Origin of the sequence: Faecalicatena contorta (assembly GCF_001404335.1) — a bacterium.
Classification (GTDB): Bacteria; Bacillota; Clostridia; order Lachnospirales; family Lachnospiraceae; genus Faecalicatena; species Faecalicatena contortus_B.
The window spans coordinates 29,469-46,362 of record NZ_CYZU01000042.1 but is presented as its reverse complement, the minus strand read 5'-3'; the positions used below and the strand labels follow the sequence as shown (position 1 = coordinate 46,362).

Genomic DNA, 16,894 nt, shown 5'->3' with positions numbered 1-16,894 from the left:
CACTATGTTTGTGCATTATGGCAAAGAAAAAGAAGCTCTGTTACGAGCTTCCTAAAGAATGAACGCTAAATCGACTGTGAATAGTAACTAATCATGAGCTTTTGCCCCGGGAGTAAAAGCCCTCCTCAGTACAGGCTGACCGCCAGAAAATATACAGCCAGATAATAAAGCGTCAGAAGTACCGCGCTGTGCCAGCGGGCTCTTTTCCCGCTCAAATAGCTCCAACCCAGAATCGTATCCGATATAACAAAAAAGATCCCTCCTGCTCCTCTGATGATCCCCGGCATACTGCCGTCATTCATCCCCCAGGACGCCATAAAAGCCGCCATGAAGCAAAGCAATGCCGCATAGACAAAACCCGGAACCAGCAGCCGTCTTTCCAGTCTGTTCAGGTGAGGACTGAGAATCAAAAACATAAACCCATACAGAATTACAAACAAAATGACTGCGTTCCGCCAGCCACACCCATCCAGCAGAATACCGGTTATCAGACAGATGTGCCCCACTCCGAAAGAGGCAACGCCTGCCAGAAACCATATTTCCAGAAGTACGTCCGCAGCCATATAGCAGACAATCCCGGCAAAGGTCCACCAAGCCATAGGAGTCTGCGAAGATACGGCAAAAGAAAGCGCCATCAGTACGGGCATAAACGTAGCCAGTGCCTTAAATATAAGCGGTTTCCTGCTGCCGCTCTCTTTTCGAAAAAAATATACCAGACCGAAGACTGCCATGAATACTGCCTCCATCCCTAACATACGCCCCCCCTTTCCATCTGTTTACTGAAAGGTTTTATTCTTCACTGCCCCCACAATCGTATAGATCAACAGCGCACCGATATTTACAATAACTACACTTGCGCCCGCCGGTGTTGCCCATACGTAGGAGACAGTAATACCGATAAACAGACATACGACGGAGATGACCGCCGAGTTTATAACCACACTTTTAAATGTCCTGCACACCCTCATGGAAGTCAGTGCCGGGAATATAATAAGGCTTGAAATCAGCAGCGCCCCCATCATGCGCATGCCCAGAACAATAGTAACCGCTGTGAGAACGGCGATCAATGTATTATAGAGATTGGCTTTTACCCCCGTTGCCAGAGCAAAAGTCTCATCGAATGTGATTGCAAAAATCTTATGGTAAAACAGAATATATAAAATCAGTACTGCCGCAGAAAGGAGGACACTCATTCTGACATCCCCGCTGCTCATGGCCAGAATGCTTCCAAACATATAATTATAGACATCTGTATTCATGCCCGTGGTCATTGATATCACCATAACTCCCACCGCGAGAGCGCTCGTTGAAATCAGTGCAATAGCCGCATCCCCTTTGATTTTGCTGCTGCCGCTGATCCGCAGCAGAAGAACCGCCGCCAGAACCACCACCGGAATAGCCACTGTAAGCGGTGCAGCATTGGCTGCGGCTGCAATGACAAGGGCACCGAATCCCACATGGGACAAGCCGTCCCCGATCATGGAATACCGCTTCAGCACGAGGCTGACTCCCAGAAGGGCAGAGCAAAGCGATACCATTGTCCCCACCAGTATGGCCCTTACCATAAACGGATAGGAGAACATTTCAATTAATTTATCTAACACGCTGTCCACCTCCCAGAAATGCCTTTCCAATCTCGCTGTTCCTGTATTCTTCTGCCGTCCCGAAGAACAGGGCCGTCTCCTGGAGGTGCAGTATATGGCTGGCATATTCCATTGTACTTTCAATGTCGTGGGATACCATAACCACTGCAATCCGGGAATCTCTGTTGATCTGTTTAATCAGCTGATAAAACTCCTGGGTCACAATCGGGTCCAGGCCGGTTACAGGCTCATCCAGGAGCAGTAATTTCCTGGTAGCACACAAAGCCCTGGCAAGCAGAACCCGCTGCTTCTGTCCACCGGACAAATCCCGGAAACACTGTCTTTCCAGTTCCCGGATACCCAGCAGTTCCAAATTCTCTTTTGCACTGCGCTTGTCCGCTCCGGTATAAAAGGGACGCATCCCCCGGCCGTTCAGCCGCCCCGACAGTACCACTTCATAGACACTTGCCGGAAAATCTTTCTGTACATCCGTCTGCTGCGGCAGATACCCGATCTCATTCTGGGAAAGGCCGTCTCCCAGGATAATCTTCCCCTTTACCGGGTTCTTCAGCCCCAGAATGCTTTTCACCAGAGTACTCTTGCCGGAACCATTTTCCCCGACAATGCAAAGATAGTCATCTTCACTCACCTGAAAAGACAGGTCATGCACAACCGTCTGGCCTTCGTATGCAATTGAAATGTTTTCACATTTAATCAGTGCCATCTGACAATGCCTCCCTTAATGTCTCTACATTTTTTTCCATCAGGCTCAAATATGTTTCGCCATTCTGAAATTGTTCCGCGCTGATATTATGGCAGCTGTAAAACACTTTTACTTCCGTCCCTGTTGCCTCTGCAATGGCCCGGGAAATATGATCACTGCTCAGTTCCATTTTTAGAACGACCGGTATTTTTTCTTCCTTCACTTTGTTAATCAAAAAAGCCATGGTGGCCGCACTGGGTTCCGTATCCGAGGCGCATCCGGGAAATGCAGCATAATACCTGAGTCCGTACTCATCCGCAAAATAGCGGAACGGAAACCTGTCCCCAAACAGAATGGTATCCCGGTCAGATTCCTCCACCACTTGCCTGAACTGTGCGTCCAGATCCTCAAGTTTGTGTATATAGGTTTCTGCATCCTGCTTATAGGCATCCGCATTATCAGCGTCTGCACTGCACAGCAGTTCCGTGATGTTATCCACAATCTTCACCGCATTTTTAGGAGATGTCCACACATGTTCATCATATTCCCCCGGATTATCTTCCTCTTCCCGGTGATTTTCCTTCATCCCAGCTACATGTTCTTCCTCCACAGTATCCGCACAGTCTACCAGGCGGAGTGTTGCCATCCTGCCCGTGTCCATTGAGGACAGGATGTCCTCCACCCATTCGTCGTTTTCCCCGCCCACATAGATAAAAAGGTCACAGTTCTGGATGGCTATGATATCCTGAGGAGTAGGCTCATAAGAATGGCTCTCCTCCCCGGGCTTCAGAAGCATCTTCAGGTCTGCCCTGCCGCCTGCAATCTGCCTGACAAAATCATACTGGGGAAATATGGTTGTAACCACTTTGATCCTGTGGTCATCCGCGCTTGTTCCTTCCTGCTGCTTTGCTTTAGAGCAGCCTGACAGAAAGCAAGACATACCGAATAACAGACACATCAGCAAAACGGTTGTCCTCTTCCGGCAAACCGCTGCTGTTGTTTTTCCATTTCCATTGTAAATGCCGGCCATGTAACACCACTTCCTTTTCCCAGCAAGATAACTGCTGCATTCTTATGCCTGCCTCTCGTATTTGGTAAATCTGAATTCCAGGTCAAAGCAGGTCTGCTCCTCCCCTTCCTCTGTCATCGTCCACTCTTCCAGTTCATCCAGATTCGGCAAAAATGTGTCCGCCTGAAACGCATGGTCAATCCGGGTAATATAAGCGGTATCGCAGAGAGGAAGAAGCTGGCGGTAAATTCTTTCTCCCCCGATCACATAGATATCATCCGACTGGTAACGTTTCAATTCTTCCTGCAGTTCCTCTAGAGTATGGACAATAACCGCGTCTTTTACACGGTAATCTTTGTTGCCCGTCAATACTATATTAGTTCTGTTTTTTAAAGGCAGCCCGTTCGGAAAACTTTCCAGAGTCTTACGCCCCATCACTACAATCTTCCCCGTAGTCGTCTGACGGAAAAACTTCATATCCGTCGGAATGCTCACCAACAATTTATTTTTAAAGCCAATTCCCCAGTTCTTATCTGCTGAAGCTATCAATTTCATATATTATCCTCCTGTTTTATCCGAATTTTCAAATGCCGTATTTGACGGCAGTAAACCAGTAACTTTGTAAAAGCCTTCCATCTACGTTCTGCGCTTTCTGACTGCCCCTCTATACTGCAATCGGAATATTTTTAATCTGAGGATGTGTCTCATAATGGTCCAGCCTCACATCATCCGTCGTAAAGGCATAGAAATCCTTCACTTCCGGGTTCAGCCAAAACTGCGGCGCCGGAAGCGGCTCCCTGGAAATCAGCTCTTCAATCAGAGGTATATGCCTGTCATAAATATGAGCATCCGCAATCACATGTACAAATTCCCCCGGCTGCATATCACAAACCTGCGCCAGCATATGGACAAGCACCGCGTACTGGCACACATTCCAGTTATTAGCCGCCAGCACATCCTGAGACCGCTGATTCAGAATCGCATTCAGCGTCAGCTTATCGCTTCCATTTTCCTTTGTCACATTAAACGTCATACTATAAGCACAAGGATACAGATTCATCTCATGCAGATCCTGATGTACATAAATATTGGTCATGATCCTGCGGCTGTAGGGATTATTCTTCAGATCGTAGATCACCCGGTCCACCTGGTCCATCATCCCTTCCCGGTACTGGTGCTTCACGCCCATCTGATACCCGTAAGCCTTCCCAATCGAACCATCCCCGTCAGCCCAGCTGTCCCAAATATGGCTGTTCAGCTCATGAATATTATTCGACTTCTTCTGCCAGATCCAAAGCAGCTCGTCCACACAGCTCTTAATCCCCGTCCTGCGCAGCGTAAGCGCCGGAAACTCCTTCCTCAGATCATACCTGTTCACAACCCCAAATCGTTTTACTGTATAAGCCGGCGCGCCATCCTCCCACACGGGACGCACCTTTTCCCCCTCCGTACTGGTGCCATGATCAATAATATCCCGGCACATTCCAATAAAAACCTTATCTGCGTAACTCATGTCGCTCCTTCCTCAAAGGGGTCTGACCCCTTTGCTTACCATATTCTGAATATTCTGAAAATTCCCATCTATTTTTTATGGGTCTGAGATGTTATAAAGCATCTTCTCCAGACCTCTGTTTAATGCCGCAATCTCTTTTTTTGTCATTCCTCTGGTCATCTCTCTGTCCATCTTTCTGCGGTCAGCTTCCATCCTGCGCTGAATATCATATGCCTTTTCTGTCAGATAAATATTCTTTCTCCGTTTGTCAGCTGCGTTGGGGACACAGAGAATAAAACCTTTTTCATCCAGCCTCTTTAAGAGTCCGGTTACCGTTGGATTCTTCAGACTCAGATGGCGTTCTACATCCCTCTGGTTCACTTCTTCTTTGTTCGTATGAAACAGATAATCCAGCACCGCACACTGGGAAGCTGTAATTCCAATAGTTTTAAGCTTTCCGTTCAAGTCTTTCTCAAAGACGTTGTTGATCTGTTTTATAGTAAATCCAATCGGCTGGTTTCTTCGCTCCATGGTTTTCTCCTTTCCGTACTGGCAATATATAGCTTGCTATACACTGTTATACCATTATAAAAGAGGTGTGTCAACTTCATCACACCCCTTTTATGAAAGTCCTGTATTGCCGGATCTAGTACTCGCGGATAATACTACTGATTTCCAGTATACTCTCCATTTCCTTTAGTCCGGTCAGAGCATCCTGTAAATGATATTCTTTTACCTTTTCTGTCACGATAACAAGTTCCGCCTGGTTCTCCTTTACATGCTTCTGGACAACCCTTGCAATGCTTACCTTATGGTCTCCAAAAACCTGTGCGATACACGCCAGCACGCCTGGCTGGTTTTTCACCTGCATCCTCAGAAAAAACTTATTCCTGACCTCACTAAAATCTTTTACCGGCAGTTCCCTGTAACATGTACAGCTGATTCTGCCCATACAGCCATACTGCAGGTCTCTTGCCACATCAATGATATCACCGACAACCGCACTGGCTGTCGGCAGCTCACCTGCCCCTCGTCCATAAAACATCGCGTCATCTACCGCATCACCATGAACAAATACAGCATTAAATGAATCCCGCACGGATGCAAGCGGATGTTCTTTGTTCAGCAGCATGGGATATACCCCCACCTCGATCCCGGTTTCCGTATTATGTGCTACGCCAAGCAGCTTAATAACACTATCAAATTCTTTCGCATACGCAATATCTTCCGGAGATATTCTCGTGATCCCCTCTGTATAGACATCTTTAAATACCACCCTGGAATGAAATGCTATAGATGCCATGATCGCTACCTTTCTTCCCGCATCAAGCCCCTCCACATCCGCAGTTGGATCGGCCTCGGCATATCCAAGTTCCGTTGCCTTCGCCAGCGCTGACTCAAAACTCATATTCTCTTCAAACATCTTCGTCAGAATATAGTTGGTAGTCCCATTTACGATCCCGATCACCTCAGAAATATCATTTCCTGCCAGACACTGCTTCAGCGGACGGATGATCGGAATCCCGCCTGCAACAGCTGCCTCAAATAAAAAATCACAATGATTCTCCTCCGCAGCGTCCAGTAGTTCCCGGCCATACTCTGCCACCAGATCCTTGTTGGCCGTTACTACATGCCTGCCGGCTTGAAGAGCCTCCAAAATCATAGTCCTGGCCGGCTCGATTCCACCCATCACTTCGATCACAATTGTTATGTCTTCATCCGCGAGTATCTCCTGCCAGTTATCAGTCAGAAGTGAGGGAGCGATCCCTTCCCTTTTCTTTCTCATATCATGCACGAGTATCCGTGATATCTCCAGTTCCGCACCTATCGTGCGTTCCATTACATCTGCTCTTCTCTGAATCAGTTTATAAACACCCTTCCCCACCGTACCCAGTCCGAGCAGCGCTGCCTTAATCTTTTGTCCCTTCATTATAACACCCCGTCTGTGCTGCGGAAATGAACAGCCTGCCAAAGAAACACCGATCCCGCTTCATTTACTTAATAACTTAACAGGCTTTACACCTTCGCATGTACTATGTAATCCATATAAATATAAGCCTCAGGACACGAAATCAGTGTCCTGCAGTTATGAAATTTTCTGTTCCAATCCTTTTACTCTTGTCTCTAAATCTGAATACTTTTCCGCCAGCAGATTAATCGTACTGCTTTCTATTCTGATTGCATTTACCGCTGACTCCAGAGAAACCATCCGGTTCTCAAGCCTTTCAAAATGTCTGTTGGCTTTCTCCTGCACAAAATCAAGTTCCTCAAGAAGATTATTTTTGAGTCTATACAGACTATCAGCCATTTCTTTTTTCGTCGGCATCTCCGACAGCCTTGCATCCAGTTCTGCTTTCGTCGGCATCTCACACAGCCTTGCATCCAGTTCTGCTTTCGTCGGCATCTCACACAGCCTTGCATCCAGTTCCGCTTTCGTTGGCATCTCACACAGCCTTGCATCCAGTTCTGCTTTCGTCGGCATCTCACACAGCCTTGCATCCAGCTTTTTATCCATCATATCGGAAATTGCCTGCAATAACTGTTCTTCTGATATGAACATGCTTACCACCTCACCTTTTGTGTGGACATTATAACACATGCCCCGGTATAAAGTCTATTAAATTATCAAGGTACTTCCCCTTGGAAATCAGCTGAAAATTCAATGCCTGAACGACAGAAAATAAATAGATTTATGTAGAGAATCTGATATACTAAAATGGGCATTAAAATAATCACCTAATTTGCTTAGACAATTATTTTAACACCCATCCATGCATCCTTCAAAGGATAACTGAGAGCGATAGACGGGATTCGAACCCGCGACCCCGACCTTGGCAAGGTCGTACTCTACCAACTGAGCCACTATCGCGTATCTTGTGTGTTCCCTGACCGGAACAATAATTACTATACTATATGCAGTCCGTATTGTCAACAATTTTTTCAAACTTTTTTAACTTTTTTATTTTTTCTGCAGACTTGCTTTAATCTGCCCTCACCGGCCGCTTTGTCTATTTCTCCATAACGCCACGAATATACCAGTGTTTTCCATTTGTATTTCTACATCCCGTAATATAAAATAGACACATTGCGTCTTTTAATAAAATACCTGCAGATCATCCCTGGGTACGTTCGAAAGAATCCCCCGGGACGGCCATAAATTTTCAAATTAGATTGGGTAAATACGATGATTACTAATGATTCAATCGGCCAGAATATACGGCGCCTGAGAAAAGAACGTAATATGACACAGTTACATTTAGCAGAAAAGCTTCATCTCCACCGGGCCACTTTGTGCTCCTATGAGTGCGGCAAACGGCTCCCCGATATATTTATTCTGATATCGATTGCAGATACATTTCAGGTAAGTTTGGATACACTTGTAAACAGAAATATCTGTTTTACTGAATAGGCCTGTCTGGTTCCGGAAATCGTTTTCCTAAACCATAAACAGGCCTGTATCATACTACATTGCAAAGCAGGATGTATCACTTTTATGCTTTATCGCATCAAGCTCCTATATCGCATCATGCCGTCCCGATATCGGCTGCTAACCACACATCTTATGCAGCACCGCCGCAGCCTGTCTGACAGCCTCCTCAGAAGTTTTCCAGAGCAGATACTCATTTCTTTCCGGCAGGCCCATGCTGGCTCCTTCCATGCGGAATTGCATGGCGCTTTCTACCTCCTGTTTTCCAGACATATGGAAGGAGGTTATCCCGGCAGCCGGTACAAGTTTCTCAATCACCCCAGCCTGAATTCCACCGGCCGCCAGAATCTCGATTCTGCCTGCGCTCTTCTCCTCCAGCTTGGCCAAAACATCCCGGCCATCCAAACCGGTTTCTTTCTGCCCGCTGGTCAAAATCGTCTTCATCCCTATTGATACCGCCTCTTCCAGCGCTTTATATGGATCCTTGCATACATCAAAGCATCTGTGCAGTGCAACGTCCATATTTCCTGCCGCTTTCACCAGTTCTGACATTCTTCCGGTATCGAGCGTGCCGTCCGGATTCAGCATGCCGACAACCGCCCCGGAAGCTCCCAGTTCCCGGTACATCTGCAATTCTTCTTTCAATTGTTCAAACTCATAATCATTATAGCAGTAATCCCCGTATCTGGGACGTAGCAGCACACGTACACGAATATCCGTATATTTGCGCACCAGCTTGAATAACGCCTGTCCCGGCGTCACACCCCCGATCACCAGATTGCTGCACAGTTCGATCCTGTCTGCGCCTCCTTTTTCCGCTGCTATTGCGGACTCTACGCAGTCCGCACATACTTCCAATACATACTTTCCCATTTTTTCTCCTTTCATGCCCTCTTCTGCCTTAAATAAATATCCGAATTGATTATCACTGTCTACCCATGTATTTCAGCCACATATTAATTTACCACAGCTGAATGTGTTCTTCAAATGAAATTCTCCGTCCAGAACAAGGATATCCGCATCCTTTCCCACAGACAGCATCCCTTTGTGCTCCAGCCCAAACTCTTCTGCCTGGTTAACAGAACTCATCTGAACAGCATCTTCCAGTGAAGCCCCCGTGAAGTCCATGATATTGCGGAATGCCTGAATAAATGTCAGAACGCTTCCTGCTATCGTACCGTCTTCCAGCCTGGCTGTCCCATCCTTTACATACACCTTCTGTCCGCCCAGCTCACTTAAACCTTCCGGCATCCCCTTGGCTCTCATGGAGTCCGTGATCAGTTCAATCCCGCCGCTTCCTTTTATTTCATAGGCAAGCCGCACCATCTCCGGTACAATATGAATTCCGTCACAGATAATCTCAGCCTTCACCCCCGGCGTCAAAAGGCCGTATCCGGTCACTCCCGGCTCTCTGTGGTTTAAGCCTCTCTGTGCATTGTAAAGATGGGTAATATGGCTTGCACGGCTGCGTCCAAGCTCTGCATAAAGTGCATTCGAATGCCCGGCGCTTAAGACTACCTTGTGCTCCTCACACCAAGCCTCAAACTGTGTGTCCGCTTCCTCAGGAGCATATGTCACAAGCCGGATCATTCCGCCGCTGATCTGATTCCACTCCTCCAGCACTTTCTCATCCGGTTTTTTAATATAAGAGGCATCCTGCGCACCTTTAAACTTTTCAGAAATAAACGGCCCCTCAACATGGATTCCCTGGATGATCGGGTTCATTTTTGCTGCACTGCAGATATTTTTCATCGCTTCTTCTATCTTATCATAAGTTTGTGTCATGGTTGTACAGAAATAGGAAGTGATCCCTTCCTCTGCAGCCATTTTATTCACCATGCTGCTGATTTCTCCAGGCAGTGCATCCATATTGTCTTGACCATATCCGCCGTGGCTGTGGACATCAATAAATCCCGGAATCAGAATATTCCCTTCCGTCGCAACCTCCTCGTCGCCGGCCTTTTCCGTAAAGCTTTCCATATCACCTACTTCTGTAATTTTCTGGTCAAATCGGATATATCCCCGGTAAATCACTTCTTTGCCGGTGTATATTTTCTTATCTTTTATTAACTTCATATCATCCTCCATTCTGCCGCTTGCCACGGTCTTCTTATTTTTTGTCCGGTTCTCGTTTTTTCAGCGCAATGAAAACGCCGTAGCATAATAGCACTCACCGTTTCTCCTGTTTCATATAATACATCAAATAGAAAAAGAACCGTAAAAACGGCCCTCTTTCTCTATATCTTTAAATATGCCAGATTCTGTCCGCATATTTCTGTTCCAGGACATTGTTAAACTCCCTGCCGCCATCTATATTCGCACTCTTATAGACCGGAGCCTCATATCCCTTTTCGGTCATGTCTTTCACAGCCTCATAAATTGTCTGCTGCAGAAGAAGACATGTACTGAATGAGGATGTACCGCACACCTTGCTGTCAAGCCCTTCTATGTCCAGAGAGGCGTCTCCGAAGGTGGACTGGTTGTCCAGAACCACATCGGCAAATTCATATAACAGTTTTCCTGAAGAATGTCTGGAAGTGGAACTGCTGGATACTTCCAGCGCTGTCACTACAATTAACTTGTTGCCTTTTTTCTTAATATGTTCTGCCATCTCGATCGTCATTGGATTTCTCCCTGAGTTGGAGATCAGGATGAAAATATCGTTTGGCTGTATGTCTACGCAGCGCATAAGGAACGGCGCAACGCCTTCCACGCTTTCATACATGCCTTCTGCTCTGTCTCGTATAACCTTGCTTGGTATCAGACCGCCTGCTCTTCCGCACACTTCAATCGCCCCGGCATAGGAATGCCCGCTGCCGAATGCCTGCAGAATACCGCCTTTTTGGATCGATTCTGAAATCAAAAGTGCTGCTGCATGAATATTCTCTGCCTGCGTATTTTCCAGTTTCTCCATAACTTCTTTTGCCTTGTCAAAAAATTCCAGTCCCATAACGCTCTCCTTGTCTTTCAATTATGCTAATAATCCGATAGCATAGAATACGATAGATGCCACCATAATAATTAAAATTGCTTTTGTTGAAGTCATTTTTTTCTTGCCGAGCAGGAAATAAATCCCGGCTACTACAAGTACCGGCACGAGGCTTGGCATAATCTGATCCACAATTGCCTGGCCTTCCAAAGTTACATCACCGGATTTAAAGTTTGCCGCAATATTAGCCTTTACAACTGTAGGGATCAGCGCACCCACAACGGTTATTCCAAGAAGGGTGGCTGCGTGTGTAAGAGCATCCAGCTTATCCTTTGCAGAGGTAACCAGCTTTGTTCCCTCGCGGTAACCAATTCCTGTTGTAAAATATCTGAAAATCAGTATTGCAATATTGACAAGCAGCCAGATCACAACACCTGTCACATTTCCATTCTGTCCCATATAAGCTGCAATAGAACCGAAAATGGTTGGGATCAGTACTCCGAAAATAGTGTCGCCCACGCCTGCAAACGGTCCCATCAGACCTGTCTTGATACCACTGGCTGCATCCTTCGCCGTTTTACCGCCTGACTCTTCTGTCGCTGCATCAATTCCCAGTATAAATCCTCCCATATGCGGTGTGGTGTTAAAAAACTGCACATGGTTTTTCATCATCTCTTTTAAGTCCTCGGACTTTTTGTATAACTTTCTCAATATAGGCAGGATCGCATAGAGATAACCGACACCCATCATTTTCTCATAATTCCATGTAATCTGGGATGCCAGAATCCATCTTTTGCTGACCCTTTTAATATCCTGATCTGTAATCTTCTCCTGATTAATCTTCAAATTCTCCATCTAACAATCCCTCCTGAGCTGATCCTGTATTAACCGTAACTACTTTCTGGTTTTTCTCCAGAAACTGTTTAAATGCAACGACTGCCAATGCTGTACCTAATATTGCCACTCCGACCATAGGAACACTTAAATATGCAGCAGCAAAAAATCCAACCAGAAGATATGAGATATAACTCTTCACCGGAAGGTATCTCAGCAGGATTGCGATACCGACTGCCGGAAGCAGTCCGCCTGCAACTGTAAGTCCGCCCATCAGCCATTCCGGCATGTAGTCCACAATCAGATTGACCAGATTTTGTCCGAAAATCAACATTAAAAATACGGGAAGTGCTCTGGAAAGCCCCCAGGACAAAGATCCCAGCCATGTATTTCTTCCAATGGCCTTAAAGTCCATTCTCTCTACAGCCGCCTCTACTCTTTTCGCAAAGAATACGTTGCTGAATCTGGCCAGCACGTCCAGCTGTACCATCAAAAGTCCTACCGGAACCGCAAGTCCGATACCAAAATCCATTCCTTTTCCGGATGTTACTGCAAACACCGTACCGATAATTGATCCCGTCATGTAGTCCGGCATGGAAGAACCGCCGTAAGTACCAACACCCAGAATCATCAGCTGCAGGGTTGCTCCAACAGCCAGCCCCATCTTCATGTCCCCCATGATGATTCCGGCAATCGTACCTATAATAACCGGCTGGTTTCCCAGAACTGATGTGGATAAGTTTTCACAAATTGCAAAGAATGCAAGTGCTGTCAATGCAAGAATCTGCCACATTTGAATTTCCATTTTTTGTTTCCTCCTCTGCTATTTTAAATAAGATGCAAATTTCCTTTTCTCATCGTTGGGCACCATCTGTGCATATACAGGAACCCCGGATTCTTCAATGGACAGAATTGTCTGCAGCTCTTCCTGCGTACAGTAGACAGACTTTTTAATCTGTTCCCTGCCCTCTTTTATTCCCATATTTCCTATATTGACTTCTTTAACCTTAACGCCATATTCAAGTAGTTTTACAATCGTAGAGGGGTCTTTGACAATTAAAAAGACTCTTTGTCCTGCATAAATACCTTCATTCAGGCGCTTTGCAGCATTTTCAGCAGTCAGCACGCTTAGCTTCATACCCGCCGGAACTGCAGCCCTGAGTGCATTTTTAGCGATCTCGTCATTTACGATGTCATCTCCGACCACCATGATTCTGGTTGCTCCCAGTGTCCTTGTCCAGTAAGTTGCCACCTGGCCATGGATCAGACGTTCATCCAGTCTGAAGTTTACAATACCGTTCTTTTCAACAGGCTCTTTATGCTCCTGTTTCTTTTCCGGCTGGCTGTCATTTTTAACACCTTCGCCCATGATCGTTTCCTTTGCCTGTTCCATCGCACTGTACAGAGTATCACCTGTATTCAGCGCTATAAGCATTCCCATGCACAATCCTGATACCAGCGCGATCCGGCTGTTTTCATGTATAACAGGTGCAGCCGCATTGAACGGTGTGCCGCCCGGCACGTCCGTAATGATGGCCTCACACTGATCGGCCCCGTTCTCTGCCAGTATTGCCCTGTAAGCCTTTTCCACAGACTCTTTTGTCATGTCTTCGGTAAATGTGACCACAAAGAACTGCGGTGCAGCCCCTGTTATCATTTCACAGCTTGCTTTGCAAGCCTTTGCATATTCTCCGTGTGAAGCAAGGATATAATACATATGTCTTCCTCCTCTAGTCTTTCAGGATAAATTCAATGACCGGTACAAGCACATCCGGTCTCTGCACCGGCAGGGTTACCAACAGAGAGTTATCCTCAAACTTGTCTTTAATATGAATCTCGGTTACCTCAGCGTTTAAATCTTTATGGGATTTTCTCTTGCCGGAAAGCCCTTCGTCCTGAATATATTTTATTTCAGAGTTATCATGGACCAGCTGTGCATAGGCAACCTTTCCTCCCAGCTTTTCGATCAGCAGCGTTCTGTACGGCCATGAGAAAAGGTGCAGGTAGAGGCGGTTCCCATTCTGTGTAAAGCGTGCATCTGCCGGGGCATCGTACTCGCTGGCCCCACAGCCATATATTGCCCTGCCATGCAGCCACATCCATTCACCGACCCGGTTCAAAATCTCTTCCGTCTTTGCATCCCATTCGCCGCGGGCGTTCGGTCCGATGTTCAGCAGCATGTTACCGCCCTTGGAAACAGTATCAATCAATAACTTCGTTACCATCTCCGGTGTCTTCCAGTCCAGATTGTCTCTGTCATAGCCCCAGCTTCCGTTCAGCGTCTGGCATGCCTCCCAGACAAGCTGCTTTTTGCCGCTTTCCATCCTGGCATTACGCTGATACTGCTCCGGAGTTCCTACGCCCCGCCCAAGATCCAGACGGTCATTCAGAATAATGTCGGGCTGAAGGGAGAGGATCATTTTCTCCAGATCCTCGGATTTCCAGTCTTCCCTGCCTTTTCCGACGGAATCTCCCCAGTCTCTGTTTGCATAGGAAAAGTCAAACCACAGATAATCGATCTTACCATAATTGGTCAGAAGCTCTCTGACCTGCCCATGCATAAACTTTGTATAGGACTCCATATCCCCCGGATGATTCTCAATATATTCTTTGTTATTTCTCTCCGGATGATACCCGTCTACCAGGAAATCCGGGTGGTTCCAGTCGATCAGAGAAAAATACAGGCCAACCTGCAGGCCCTCTGCCCTGAACGCCTCCGTATATTCTTTCACCAGATCGCGGCCATAGGCCGTATTGGTAATCTTGTAATCACTGAGTGCTGTGTCCCACAAAGCAAATCCTTCATGGTGTTTTGCTGTCAGCACCGCATATTTAAAGCCCGCTGCCTTTGCCTTTTTTGCCCATTCCCTGGCGTCCAGCAGATCCGGATTAAAGTTGTCAAAATACTTCTGATATCCATCCTTTCCAATCTGCTCCAGTGTCATTACCCATTCATGTCTGGCCGCGGCCGAAAATAATCCAAAGTGTATGAACAGCCCGAAGCGGTCCTCCATAAACCATTCAGGATTCCCATAGTCATCCGGCCATTCAAAATTCTTAATCATCTCCACACTCTGTCTCCCTTCAAATAAATTTATTATGCATAATAGATTGTCCTAATTATAAACAGATTATTTTTTTAACGTGTAAAATTTCGCAATTTGGAAACTTTTTTATGCAAATTGCAAGCATAGGATACCCCAAATTTGTGTAGTCTACACAAAAAGATGAGGGAAGGGGCGCCTGACAGAGACGGAGGGGGTGCCGGAGGGGGAAACTTTGCAGGCCTTTTTAGCGGCTGTCCGTTTGCCAAGTATCACTAGATAAAAACCGCACCGGATGAGAAGGCACCACCGGCATTCACCCCGCAATTCTGATGAATTGCGCGGCTCAGGCCGGCTTAAACTCTGCTTCGGAAGCAGAGTTTAGCCTTCTCATCCGGTGCGGTTTTTATCAAGTGATACTACGGCGCTCTCTATGCCGCTCAAAAAGGCCTGCAAAGTTTCCCCCTCCGGCACCCCCTCCGCCCCTGTCAGGCTGGGTCCATCCGGACGGGAGTTTGGGTTTATCTTTGCAGATGGAAGCGGCTTGGACGGGAGCAGTGGATCAAATTGGCTATGCAGGCATATCCGCTGCAGAATTAGATGTGGAGATGAGGATATATATTGATCAAATGCACAATAACCAAGCCGGTGCTTTTTCATCCTATTATACCGATACCCTTCCCGCATCCCCATCCAAAATCCGCCTCTCCCGCCTAAAAAACTCTCAGTTTCCCCGCTAAACTCCCGCCCCCGGAACTCCCCAGCAGTACAGCGCATAGAACGCCGTCCGCCGCTGGAAACGGAGATAGGGGGATTGGGAAGCGTAGGTTCGGTTGTTAGCTGGAGTAAAGTAAAAAAGAAGGAAAACCGGGGTAATTTTTGTGATTCCGAATCACAAAAATTCCTGGCCCCAGCGCGCGAAGCCATCAGGCTTCGGGTGATGTGGCCAGGTTACCCCGGTTTTCCTTCTTTTTTACTCTACTCCAGCTTACAGCCGAACCCCCGCTTCCCAATCCCCCTATCTCCGTTTCCAGCGGCGGACGGCGTTCTATGGGCCTGTACTGCGACCCCCTCCAATACGTTTAAACTCCTCGACAATCATCTGGGCTATGATTCGTTCTATGAAGGGATGGTTCTGCACCCTGGTTGTGAAATGATACAGTACCGGATAGCTGACGCTTGGATCGGATGCAGCCTCCCGGTTGGAGGTGATCAGGGCAATCCTGCCCTTTGTTTTGCGAACGAAGGACCTGGACTGATCCAGGGGCTTCATCCCGTTTTCGTATATATACTGTCCTGAATTTGAGAAGATGATAATGAGTGTGTCCTCATCGGCCTCGTTGATATATTGTTCCTGCTTGACATCATAGATATTGGTCTTGATGTATTTACCCACTCCGGCTATTTCGTACATAAAATCCATTGCAACGGTCTCGGAATATACAGAACCGAATGCCGCCACCTTTTTATACTGATGCAGGGCTTTTGCGAGTTCCCTGATCTGATTTCTGTCTATGCCCGATAAGAAGTGTTCGATATCTCCCGAGAGAACGCTCAGGAATCTCTCGATACCGTATTGTTCAATGAATCTGTCCATGGGGACTTTTTCTTCGTAGTTATGGTATCCTGCCCTCTTTTTTTCATTGCGTGCATTGTCACGGAATTCCTTGTAGTCTTCAAACCCCAGTCTTTTTACAAACTTGGACAACGTGGATTTTGATATGTGGCATTTGTCCGCGACCTGGTCTATGGGCATGTGTTCGATATCTTTGATCATCCCCAGCAGGCTTTCCGCAATGTGGGCTTCTGTAGAATCATATTCCGAATCATTGAGCAGGTTAATCAGCCGATAAGCAACAATATACATGGTCCA

Annotated in this window: 18 protein-coding genes and 1 tRNA gene; 1 reads left to right on the top strand and 18 read right to left on the bottom strand. The window is 46.7% G+C overall.

Going from position 1 to position 16,894, the window contains the following annotated elements; all coding sequences use genetic code 11:
* Positions 1–125 precede the first annotated feature (125 nt).
* From ARB69_RS18205 to ARB69_RS18160, 10 genes are all read right to left on the bottom strand, one after another.
* Positions 126–755: a lysoplasmalogenase gene (locus ARB69_RS18205; protein WP_055154604.1), complete on the bottom strand. Its 630-nt coding sequence runs from the start codon at positions 753–755 to the stop codon at positions 126–128.
* Between the two features lie 21 nt (positions 756–776).
* A complete protein-coding gene (locus ARB69_RS18200; RefSeq protein WP_154253324.1) occupies positions 777–1,583 on the bottom strand; it encodes a metal ABC transporter permease in 807 nt (268 codons plus the stop codon).
* Positions 1,584–1,593: 10 nt separating this feature from the next.
* Positions 1,594–2,307, bottom strand: a complete 714-nt coding sequence (locus tag ARB69_RS18195) for a metal ABC transporter ATP-binding protein (protein ID WP_055154602.1) — start codon at positions 2,305–2,307, stop codon at positions 1,594–1,596.
* Positions 2,294–3,316 carry a metal ABC transporter substrate-binding protein gene (locus tag ARB69_RS18190; protein WP_055154601.1) on the bottom strand — a complete coding sequence of 341 codons (1,023 nt, stop codon included), beginning with the start codon at positions 3,314–3,316 and terminating at the stop codon, positions 2,294–2,296. Before ARB69_RS18190 ends, ARB69_RS18195 begins: the two co-directional genes overlap by 14 nt.
* A gap of 42 nt (positions 3,317–3,358) precedes the next feature.
* Positions 3,359–3,850, bottom strand: a complete 492-nt coding sequence (locus tag ARB69_RS18185; RefSeq protein WP_050641377.1) for a dihydrofolate reductase — start codon at positions 3,848–3,850, stop codon at positions 3,359–3,361.
* 109 nt (positions 3,851–3,959) lie between these two features.
* Complete coding sequence (thyA, locus tag ARB69_RS18180) at positions 3,960–4,808, bottom strand: thymidylate synthase (RefSeq protein WP_050641378.1); 849 nt, start codon at positions 4,806–4,808, stop codon at positions 3,960–3,962.
* 75 nt (positions 4,809–4,883) lie between these two features.
* Positions 4,884–5,318, bottom strand: coding sequence for a MarR family winged helix-turn-helix transcriptional regulator (locus ARB69_RS18175; protein ID WP_025655297.1), 435 nt, complete (start codon positions 5,316–5,318; stop codon positions 4,884–4,886).
* Positions 5,319–5,433: 115 nt separating this feature from the next.
* Positions 5,434–6,717 carry a homoserine dehydrogenase gene (locus tag ARB69_RS18170; protein ID WP_154253321.1) on the bottom strand — a complete coding sequence of 428 codons (1,284 nt, stop codon included), beginning with the start codon at positions 6,715–6,717 and terminating at the stop codon, positions 5,434–5,436.
* Positions 6,718–6,873: 156 nt separating this feature from the next.
* Entirely contained in the window at positions 6,874–7,347 is a 474-nt protein-coding gene (locus tag ARB69_RS18165) for a hypothetical protein (RefSeq protein WP_055154600.1), read from the bottom strand.
* A 236-nt stretch (positions 7,348–7,583) separates the two neighbouring features.
* A tRNA-Gly gene (locus ARB69_RS18160) sits at positions 7,584–7,656 on the bottom strand.
* Positions 7,657–7,971: 315 nt separating this feature from the next.
* On the opposite strand from ARB69_RS18160, the gene ARB69_RS28330 reads away from it, so the two are divergent.
* Positions 7,972–8,196: a helix-turn-helix domain-containing protein gene (locus ARB69_RS28330; protein WP_154253319.1), complete on the top strand. Its 225-nt coding sequence runs from the start codon at positions 7,972–7,974 to the stop codon at positions 8,194–8,196.
* 138 nt (positions 8,197–8,334) lie between these two features.
* Here ARB69_RS28330 and ARB69_RS18150 read toward each other — a convergent pair whose 3' ends face one another.
* The 8 genes from ARB69_RS18150 to ARB69_RS18110 form a co-directional block, all read right to left on the bottom strand.
* Positions 8,335–9,087 (bottom strand): copper homeostasis protein CutC, encoded by a 753-nt coding sequence (locus ARB69_RS18150; RefSeq protein ID WP_087148833.1) that lies wholly within the window; start codon positions 9,085–9,087, stop codon positions 8,335–8,337.
* 72 nt (positions 9,088–9,159) lie between these two features.
* Positions 9,160–10,290 carry an N-acetylglucosamine-6-phosphate deacetylase gene (nagA, locus tag ARB69_RS18145; protein WP_050641381.1) on the bottom strand — a complete coding sequence of 377 codons (1,131 nt, stop codon included), beginning with the start codon at positions 10,288–10,290 and terminating at the stop codon, positions 9,160–9,162.
* 169 nt (positions 10,291–10,459) lie between these two features.
* Positions 10,460–11,164, bottom strand: coding sequence for an SIS domain-containing protein (locus ARB69_RS18140; RefSeq protein ID WP_050641382.1), 705 nt, complete (start codon positions 11,162–11,164; stop codon positions 10,460–10,462).
* Positions 11,165–11,185: 21 nt separating this feature from the next.
* On the bottom strand, positions 11,186–11,998 hold the full coding sequence (locus ARB69_RS18135; RefSeq protein WP_025655290.1) for a PTS system mannose/fructose/sorbose family transporter subunit IID: 813 nt from the start codon (positions 11,996–11,998) through the stop codon (positions 11,186–11,188).
* Positions 11,979–12,782 carry a PTS mannose/fructose/sorbose/N-acetylgalactosamine transporter subunit IIC gene (locus ARB69_RS18130; protein ID WP_050641384.1) on the bottom strand — a complete coding sequence of 268 codons (804 nt, stop codon included), beginning with the start codon at positions 12,780–12,782 and terminating at the stop codon, positions 11,979–11,981. The genes ARB69_RS18135 and ARB69_RS18130 overlap by 20 nt, the downstream gene beginning before the upstream one ends.
* Before the next feature lie 18 nt (positions 12,783–12,800).
* A complete protein-coding gene (locus ARB69_RS26170) occupies positions 12,801–13,694 on the bottom strand; it encodes a PTS mannose/fructose/sorbose transporter subunit IIAB (RefSeq protein ID WP_083487144.1) in 894 nt (297 codons plus the stop codon).
* A gap of 13 nt (positions 13,695–13,707) precedes the next feature.
* Positions 13,708–15,042: an alpha-L-fucosidase gene (locus ARB69_RS18120; protein ID WP_055154605.1), complete on the bottom strand. Its 1,335-nt coding sequence runs from the start codon at positions 15,040–15,042 to the stop codon at positions 13,708–13,710.
* 1,027 nt (positions 15,043–16,069) lie between these two features.
* A complete protein-coding gene (locus ARB69_RS18110; RefSeq protein ID WP_055154597.1) occupies positions 16,070–16,888 on the bottom strand; it encodes a MurR/RpiR family transcriptional regulator in 819 nt (272 codons plus the stop codon).
* Positions 16,889–16,894: the final 6 nt, after the last annotated feature.